Source organism: Micromonospora sp. NPDC005197 (assembly GCF_040608295.1).
In the GTDB taxonomy this organism is placed as follows: domain Bacteria; phylum Actinomycetota; class Actinomycetes; order Mycobacteriales; family Micromonosporaceae; genus Micromonospora.
Genome location: NZ_JBEXHY010000007.1, coordinates 105,001 through 111,294, shown reverse-complemented (window position 1 = coordinate 111,294; position 6,294 = coordinate 105,001). Strand labels below are relative to the sequence as shown.

Genomic DNA, 6,294 nt, shown 5'->3' with positions numbered 1-6,294 from the left:
ACCCCCCCCCCCCCAAAACGCCCCCCCCCGCCCCCCGCCCGCCACTTTTCCTTGTCTCACGGTCACTTACGCTTGCGGATCTCCTCGGCGGCCTGCGGGACGATCTTGAACAGGTCGCCCACCACGCCGAAGTCGGCCAACTCGAAGATCGGGGCCTCGCCGTCCTTGTTGACAGCGACGATCGTCTTCGAGGTCTGCATGCCGGCCCGGTGCTGGATGGCGCCGGAGATGCCGAGCGCGACGTAGAGCTGCGGGGAGACCGTCTTGCCGGTCTGGCCCACCTGGAACTGGTGCGGGTAGAAGCCGGAGTCGACCGCCGCGCGGGACGCGCCGACGGCGCCGCCGAGCAGGTCGGCCAGCTCCTCCACCAGCTTGAAGTTGTCGGCGTTGCCGACACCACGGCCGCCGGAGACGACCACGCCGGCCTCGGTCAGCTCGGGGCGGGAGCCCTTCTGCTCGGCGACCCGCTCGACGACCTTGGCCAGCTTGTCGGTGTCGGTGACCGACACGGTGAGCTGCTCGATCGCCGGGCTCGCGGCGGCCGGGGCCGGGGTGACCGAGTTGGGCCGGACGGTGACCAGCGGCAGACCCTTGGTGACCTTGGACTTGACGATCGTGGAGCCGGCGAAGGCGACCTGGGTGGCGGTGCCGTCGGCGGCCAGGCCGACCACGTCGGTCAGGATGCCGTTGTCGAGCTTGACGGCGAGCCGGGCGGCGATCTCCTTGCCCTCCTGGGCGGACGCCAGCAGCACGGCGGCCGGCTGCACCCGCTTGACCAGCTCGGCCAGCACGGTGGCCTTGGGGGCCACCAGGTAGCCGTCGATCTCGTCACCCTCGGCGGCGTAGATCTTCTCCGCGCCGTACTCGCCCAGCTTGGCGCTCAGCGCCTCGGCGGCGCCGGCGCCACCGAGCACGACAGCGCTCGGGGTGCCCAGCTCACGGGCGAGGGTGAGCATCTCCAGGGTGACCTTCTTGACGCCGAATTCCTTGGTGGCTTCGACGACGACGAGAACCTCAGACATGTCCAGACCCGCTCTCACACGAACTTTTCGGTGGCGAGGAACTCGACCAGCTTGACGCCGCCCTCGCCCTCATCGGTGATCTTGGCGCCGCCGGAGCGCGGCGGACGCTTGGTGTGCTCGACGACGGCGCTGGTCGCACCGTCGAAGCCCACCTCGGTCGGTGCGACGCCGAGGTCGGCCAGGGAGAACGTCTGCACCGGCTTCTTCTTGGCCGCCATGATGCCCTTGAACGAGGGGTAGCGCGGCTCGTTGATGGTGTCCCACACGGAGACCACGGCCGGGGTGGAGGCGGTGACGACCTCGTAGCCCTCCTCGGTCTGCCGCTCGACGGTCAGCGTGGCGCCGTCGACGGTGAGCTTGCGGGCGCCGGTGAGCGCCGCGACGCCCAGCCGCTCGGCGATCATGTGCGGCATGACCTGCACCCGGCCGTCGGTGGACTCGGCGCCACAGATCACCAGGTCGGCGTTCAGCTGACCGAGGGCGGCGGCGAGCACCTTCGAGGTCGCCACGGCGCAGGAACCGTGCAGGGCGTCGTCCACCACATGCACGGCCTTGTCCGGGCCCATGGAGAGCGCCTTGCGGATCGACTCGGTCGCCCGGTCCGGACCCATGGTCAGGATGGTGACCTCGCCACCGTGCGCCTCCTTGATCTTCAGCGCCTCCTCGATGGCGTACTCGTCCATCTCGTTGATCACGTTGTTCGCCGAACCGCGGTCGACGGTGTTGTCGTCATTGCGCAGGTTGCGGTCCGCGCCCGAATCAGGCACCTGCTTGACGAGTACGACGATGTTCATCGCGCTTCGACGACCCTCCTGTGTGGTGTTGCGATTGGCTCGCCCGGTTGGGCCGCAGCCTCGCGCGTCGGTCGACGCCCGGTCAACCGCGGGCTGCTGTGCAGTTGCCCACGGCGCAATGTTACCTGCCAGTAGGTTGCGGCTACCGGGCACACAGAGTGACACAGCTCACCGACAGGCAGCGCGGTCAGGCCGGCTCGGCCAGCGCACCCCGGATCTGGTCGATGGCGGCGGCCTCCGCCGGGGCCACCCCGTCGTGCGCGCGGGCCACCCGGTCCGCCGCGGTCAACACCACCGAGCGGTACGCCTCGACGTCGGCCGGCGACTTCTCCCGCAGGATCCGCACCGCGCGGCCGAGCGCCGGCAACACCACCGACTCGATCTCCAGCTGGGAGTCCCGGGGCAGCCGGGGCAGCGGGCCGGTGGTCAGCGCCTCCTTGACCACCCCACTGGCATCGGCCAACGCGCCGGAGGCGGCGACGCTCTCCCGGATCACGCCCAGCATCCCCGGGTCGGCGTTCGAGACCAGGAAGACCGCGCCGAAGGCGCCCGTCTTGAGGGTCAGGCGCTCCTCGTCCGTCAACCGCTGCTCCATGATCACGGAGTGTAGACGTACGGGGTGGTGGTGGTGACCGGGACGAGGCCGAGTCGCTCCAGGATCGGCCGGCTGTCCTCGGAACAGTCGACCTGCAGCAGCGTCCGGCCTCGCTGGTCGGCCAGCCGGGCCCGGTAGGTGACCAGCGCCCGGTAGATGCCCCGGTGACGCCACTGCGGCAGGGTCGAGCCACCCCACAGGGTGGCGAAGCCGGTCTTCGCCGGGAAGCGCACCCAGCCGGCGCTCACCACCGTGCCGTCCGCCTCCGCCACCACGATGGTGATCGAGTGCGGGTCGGCGTCGATCTCCTTGGCCAGACCCCACACGAGGTGCGAGCGATCCTCCTGCCAGACCTCCTCCTCCATGGCGGCGATCCGCTCCAGGTCGGCGCGCGCGGTCACCTCACGAAGGCGTACCCCCTCGGGGATGACGGGCAGCGCGGCGGCCAGCGGCGCGACCGGCCCGACCACGACGGTCTCCCGGTCCTCCGGCACGAAGCCGGCGGCGCGCAGCCGGTCCGCCAGGTCCGCCGGTTCGTCGTGCCCGTTGAGCTTCCACTCGACCGACTGGCCGCGCTCGCGGAACAGCGCCACCTGCCGGGCGATCAGCTCGTCCAGCGCGTCGCCGGTCAACCCTCCCAGGTCGCGGTAGGTGAGGAACCCCCCGGCGTCGAGCCCGATGATCCGGACCAGCGGCCCGTCCCGCTCCACCGTCACCCCCGCCGGAACCGGGTCGGGGATATCCGGGCGGAGCTGGTTGTCGTAGGCGGTGCGCAGCGTGGTCACATCAAGATCCGTCACCACACCAGGCTAAGGCCCCGGGGAAGTGGATAATCTCCCAGCATGTGGGAGGTGATCAGGCGATGGTTCGACCCGGCCGAGGCGCGCGCCGTCGGTGAGACACCGGACTACCGGTTCTCGCTGGCCAACGAGCGAACCTTCCTGGCCTGGCTACGCACCAGCCTGGCGCTCGTCGGTGGCGGGCTGGCCGCCGCGCAGTTCCTGCCGCAGCTGCCGATGAGCCACCTGCGGGAGGTCATCGCGGTCGCGCTGCTGCTGCTCGGCGGCGCCGTCGCGATCCGCGCGGTGGACCACTGGGCGCGTACCGAACGGGCCATCCGGCTCGGCCAGGAGCTGCCCGCCTCCCGCTTCCCCGCCGTCCTCGCCCTCGCCGTGGGCGCCGGCGCGGTGCTGCTGGTCATCGCGGTGCTGGCGCGCGCGATCGGCGGACGGTGAGCGCCGGACGCGATCCCGGGCTGCAACCGGAGCGGACCCGGCTGGCCTGGCGGCGCACCCTGCTGACGCTGACCGTGGTGACCGCGCTCGCCGTCCGGTTGGCGTCGAACGGCGGCGGGTTCGGAGCGCTGATCGCCGGTGCGGCCGTCCTGGTCTGGGGCGGCGTGCTCGTGCTCTGCTGGCCCCGCGGCACCGGCACGGGGGCGGCCCGCACCGGCGGCCGGACGTTGCCGCTGGTCGCGCTGGGCACCGTCGGGCTCGCGCTGCTCGGCGTGCTGGCGACGGTTCGCGGACTGTGGTGACGCGACGCGGTGCGCCATGATGGGTGCATGGCCCGGCTGTACGTTCTCCTCTTCCTGGTGCAGATTGTCCTCGCCGTCTGCGCGCTGATCAGTTGCCTCTCCGCCGAGGAGGGTCAGATTCGCGCCCTGCCCCGGATCGCCTGGGTGCTGATCATCCTGTTCTTCCCCCTGGTCGGCTCGATCGCCTGGTTCGTCGCCGGCCGGGAGCCCGGCCCCGCGGCCCGCAGGGCGTGGCCGGCCGGCGGCGGCTCCACCGAACGGCAGCCGCGCCGCCCGCTCGCTCCCGACGACGACCCGGAGTTCCTCCGCTCCGTGCAGGACCGCGCGCGTCAGCAGGACCAGGAACTCTTCCGTCGCTGGGAGGAGGACCTGCGCCGGCGGGAGGACGACCTGCGCCGCCGCGACGGTGAGCCGCCCCGTGAGGGTGACCGGCCGGAGGTGTGAGACGCAGCCCGGCCGGTACGCCACTCAGACTCGACGTCTGAGGCCGCGTACGGCCAGCGGCGCGAAGATCACCGCGATCCCGGCGCCCCACAGCAGCGTCTGGAGCACCGGGCCGGCCACCGGCCCGCCGACCAGCAGACCCCGCAGCGCGTCGGCCACCACGGTCACCGGGTTGACCTCCACCCAGTTCTGCAACCAGCCCGGCATCCGGTCGGTCGGGACGAAGATGTTGCTGGTGAAGGTCAGCGGGAAGATCACCATGAAGCCGAAGATCTGCACCTTGTCCGGTTCGCTCACCAGCACCCCGACCAGCACCGAGATCCAGGACGCGGCCAGCGTGAACGCCAGCAGCAGCGCGAACGCCCCCACCACGCCGAGTACGCCGTTACCGACCCGGAAGCCGAGGATCGACCCGACGCCGAGCAGCAGCGCGATCGACCACGCCTGCTTGACGGTGTCGGCGAGGATCCGGCCGGCCAGCGGCGCCCACCGGGCGATGGGCAGCGCCCGCAGCCGGTCGAAGACGCCCTTGGTGAGGTCGTTGTTCAGCCCGAACCCCGTCGTCATCGTGGCGAAGAGCGCGTTCTGCACCATGATGCCGGGCAGCATGAAGGTGAGGTACTTGCCGGACGAGCCGGCGATGGCCGTGCCGAAGACGTAGGTGAACAGCAGCACGAACATCACCGGCTGGATGCTCAGGTCGAGCAGCTCCATCGGGTTGTGTTTGATCTGCACCAGGCTGCGCCAGGCCAGCGTGAAGGTGTGCCGCAGCCCGGCGGCGACGCTGAGTCGACGGGTCGGGGCGAGCGCGGGGCTGAGGGTCACGGCGCTCATGCCGGGGTCCTTTCCAGGTCGGTGTCGGCCGGGGCGTCCTCGGCCCGGTGGCCGGTGAGGGAGAGGAAGACCTCGTCCAGGCTCGCGCCGCGCAGCGCCAGCTCGGCGACCGGGATCTCGGCCGCGTCGAGGCGGCCCACCATGACGGGCAGCACGCGAGGGTCGTTCACCGCGACGGTGACCGCGCTCTGCGCGACCTCGGGGGTCACCCCGGCCACCTCGCCGGCGATGGCGACCACGGTGCCGAGATCGGCGACGTCGGCCGGGCGCACGGTGAGGGTCTGCCCGCCGATCTTCGCCTTCAGCTCCTCCGGCGTGCCCTGGGCGATTACCCGCCCGTGGTCGACCACGGCGATCTCGCCGGCGAGCTGGTCGGCCTCCTCCAGATACTGGGTGGTGAGCAGCACCGTCACCCCGTCCGCGACCAACGTGCGGACGATGTCCCACAGGTCGTTGCGGCTGCGCGGGTCCAGGCCCGTGGTCGGCTCGTCGAGGAACAGCACCTGCGGCCGGCCGACCAGGCTGGCGGCGAGGTCCAGTCGCCGCCGCATCCCGCCGGAGAACGTCTTCACGGCCCGATCGGCAGCATCGCTGAGCCCGAAGTCGTCGAGCAGTTGCCGGGCCCGCCGCTTGGCGTCGGCCCGGCTGAGGCCGAGCAACCGCCCGATCAGCAGCAGGTTCTCCGCGCCGGTCAGGGTCTCGTCGACCGAGGCGTACTGGCCGGTGAGGCCGATCAGCTGACGCACGCGGTGGGCGTCGCGGACCACGTCGAAGCCGCCCACCGTGGCATGTCCCTCGTCGGCGCGCAGCAGGGTGGCGAGCACCCGTACCGCAGTGGTCTTGCCGGCGCCGTTCGGCCCGAGCAGACCGAAGACCGTCCCTGTCGGGACCGCCAGGTCAACTCCGGCGAGGGCGGTGGTGGCGCCGAAACGCCGCACCAGACCCTCGGCGCGGATCGCGTGGTCCATCGCAACTCCTGTCGTCTGCGGGTGATGACACCACCATGGGCGACAGGTCTGACATCCCGCCGTTCCCGCGCTGACGTTACGTCGACCGACGCTGACATTC

9 protein-coding genes are annotated in these 6,294 nt (G+C 71.5%); 3 read left to right on the top strand and 6 right to left on the bottom strand.

Features of this window, described 5'->3' with window-relative positions:
* Nucleotides 1-62: 62 nt before the first annotated feature.
* The 4 genes from ABZU46_RS05310 to ABZU46_RS05295 all read right to left on the bottom strand — a co-directional run bounded on the left by ABZU46_RS05310 (nt 63) and on the right by ABZU46_RS05295 (nt 3,211).
* Entirely contained in the window at nt 63-1,022 is a 960-nt protein-coding gene (locus ABZU46_RS05310; protein ID WP_354855214.1) for an electron transfer flavoprotein subunit alpha/FixB family protein, read from the bottom strand.
* Nucleotides 1,023-1,036: 14 nt separating this feature from the next.
* Nucleotides 1,037-1,816 (bottom strand): electron transfer flavoprotein subunit beta/FixA family protein, encoded by a 780-nt coding sequence (locus ABZU46_RS05305; RefSeq protein WP_344357351.1) that lies wholly within the window; start codon nt 1,814-1,816, stop codon nt 1,037-1,039.
* 187 nt (nt 1,817-2,003) lie between these two features.
* A complete protein-coding gene (locus ABZU46_RS05300) occupies nt 2,004-2,417 on the bottom strand; it encodes a hypothetical protein (RefSeq protein ID WP_354855213.1) in 414 nt (137 codons plus the stop codon).
* Complete coding sequence (locus ABZU46_RS05295; RefSeq protein ID WP_354855212.1) at nt 2,414-3,211, bottom strand: GNAT family N-acetyltransferase; 798 nt, start codon at nt 3,209-3,211, stop codon at nt 2,414-2,416. Before ABZU46_RS05295 ends, ABZU46_RS05300 begins: the two co-directional genes overlap by 4 nt.
* A 42-nt stretch (nt 3,212-3,253) precedes the next feature.
* Here ABZU46_RS05295 and ABZU46_RS05290 point away from each other — a divergent pair, with 42 nt between their 5' ends.
* From ABZU46_RS05290 to ABZU46_RS05280, 3 genes are read left to right on the top strand one after another with little or no spacing between them, the layout of a single operon-like run.
* Complete coding sequence (locus ABZU46_RS05290) at nt 3,254-3,646, top strand: DUF202 domain-containing protein (protein WP_354855211.1); 393 nt, start codon at nt 3,254-3,256, stop codon at nt 3,644-3,646.
* Entirely contained in the window at nt 3,643-3,948 is a 306-nt protein-coding gene (locus ABZU46_RS05285; RefSeq protein WP_354855210.1) for a DUF202 domain-containing protein, read from the top strand. The genes ABZU46_RS05290 and ABZU46_RS05285 overlap by 4 nt, the downstream gene beginning before the upstream one ends.
* A gap of 27 nt (nt 3,949-3,975) precedes the next feature.
* Nucleotides 3,976-4,392, top strand: a complete 417-nt coding sequence (locus ABZU46_RS05280; protein ID WP_354855209.1) for a PLD nuclease N-terminal domain-containing protein — start codon at nt 3,976-3,978, stop codon at nt 4,390-4,392.
* Nucleotides 4,393-4,416: 24 nt separating this feature from the next.
* On the opposite strand, the gene ABZU46_RS05275 is transcribed toward ABZU46_RS05280, so the two are convergent.
* Entirely contained in the window at nt 4,417-5,226 is an 810-nt protein-coding gene (locus tag ABZU46_RS05275; RefSeq protein ID WP_354855208.1) for an ABC transporter permease, read from the bottom strand.
* On the bottom strand, nt 5,223-6,194 hold the full coding sequence (locus tag ABZU46_RS05270) for an ATP-binding cassette domain-containing protein (protein ID WP_354855207.1): 972 nt from the start codon (nt 6,192-6,194) through the stop codon (nt 5,223-5,225). The genes ABZU46_RS05275 and ABZU46_RS05270 overlap by 4 nt, the downstream gene beginning before the upstream one ends.
* Nucleotides 6,195-6,294 lie beyond the last annotated feature (100 nt).

Excerpts from the sequence above, each read along its gene's own strand:
- ABZU46_RS05305 (WP_344357351.1), bottom strand. The coding sequence starts at position 1,816 with ATGAACATCGTCGTACTCGTCAAGCAGGTGCCTGATTCGGGCGCGGAC.
- ABZU46_RS05290 (WP_354855211.1), top strand. The coding sequence starts at position 3,254 with ATGTGGGAGGTGATCAGGCGATGGTTCGACCCGGCCGAGGCGCGCGCC.
- ABZU46_RS05280 (WP_354855209.1), top strand. The coding sequence starts at position 3,976 with ATGGCCCGGCTGTACGTTCTCCTCTTCCTGGTGCAGATTGTCCTCGCC.
- ABZU46_RS05310 (WP_354855214.1), bottom strand. The coding sequence starts at position 1,022 with ATGTCTGAGGTTCTCGTCGTCGTCGAAGCCACCAAGGAATTCGGCGTC.
- ABZU46_RS05275 (WP_354855208.1), bottom strand. The coding sequence starts at position 5,226 with ATGAGCGCCGTGACCCTCAGCCCCGCGCTCGCCCCGACCCGTCGACTC.
- ABZU46_RS05270 (WP_354855207.1), bottom strand. The coding sequence starts at position 6,194 with ATGGACCACGCGATCCGCGCCGAGGGTCTGGTGCGGCGTTTCGGCGCC.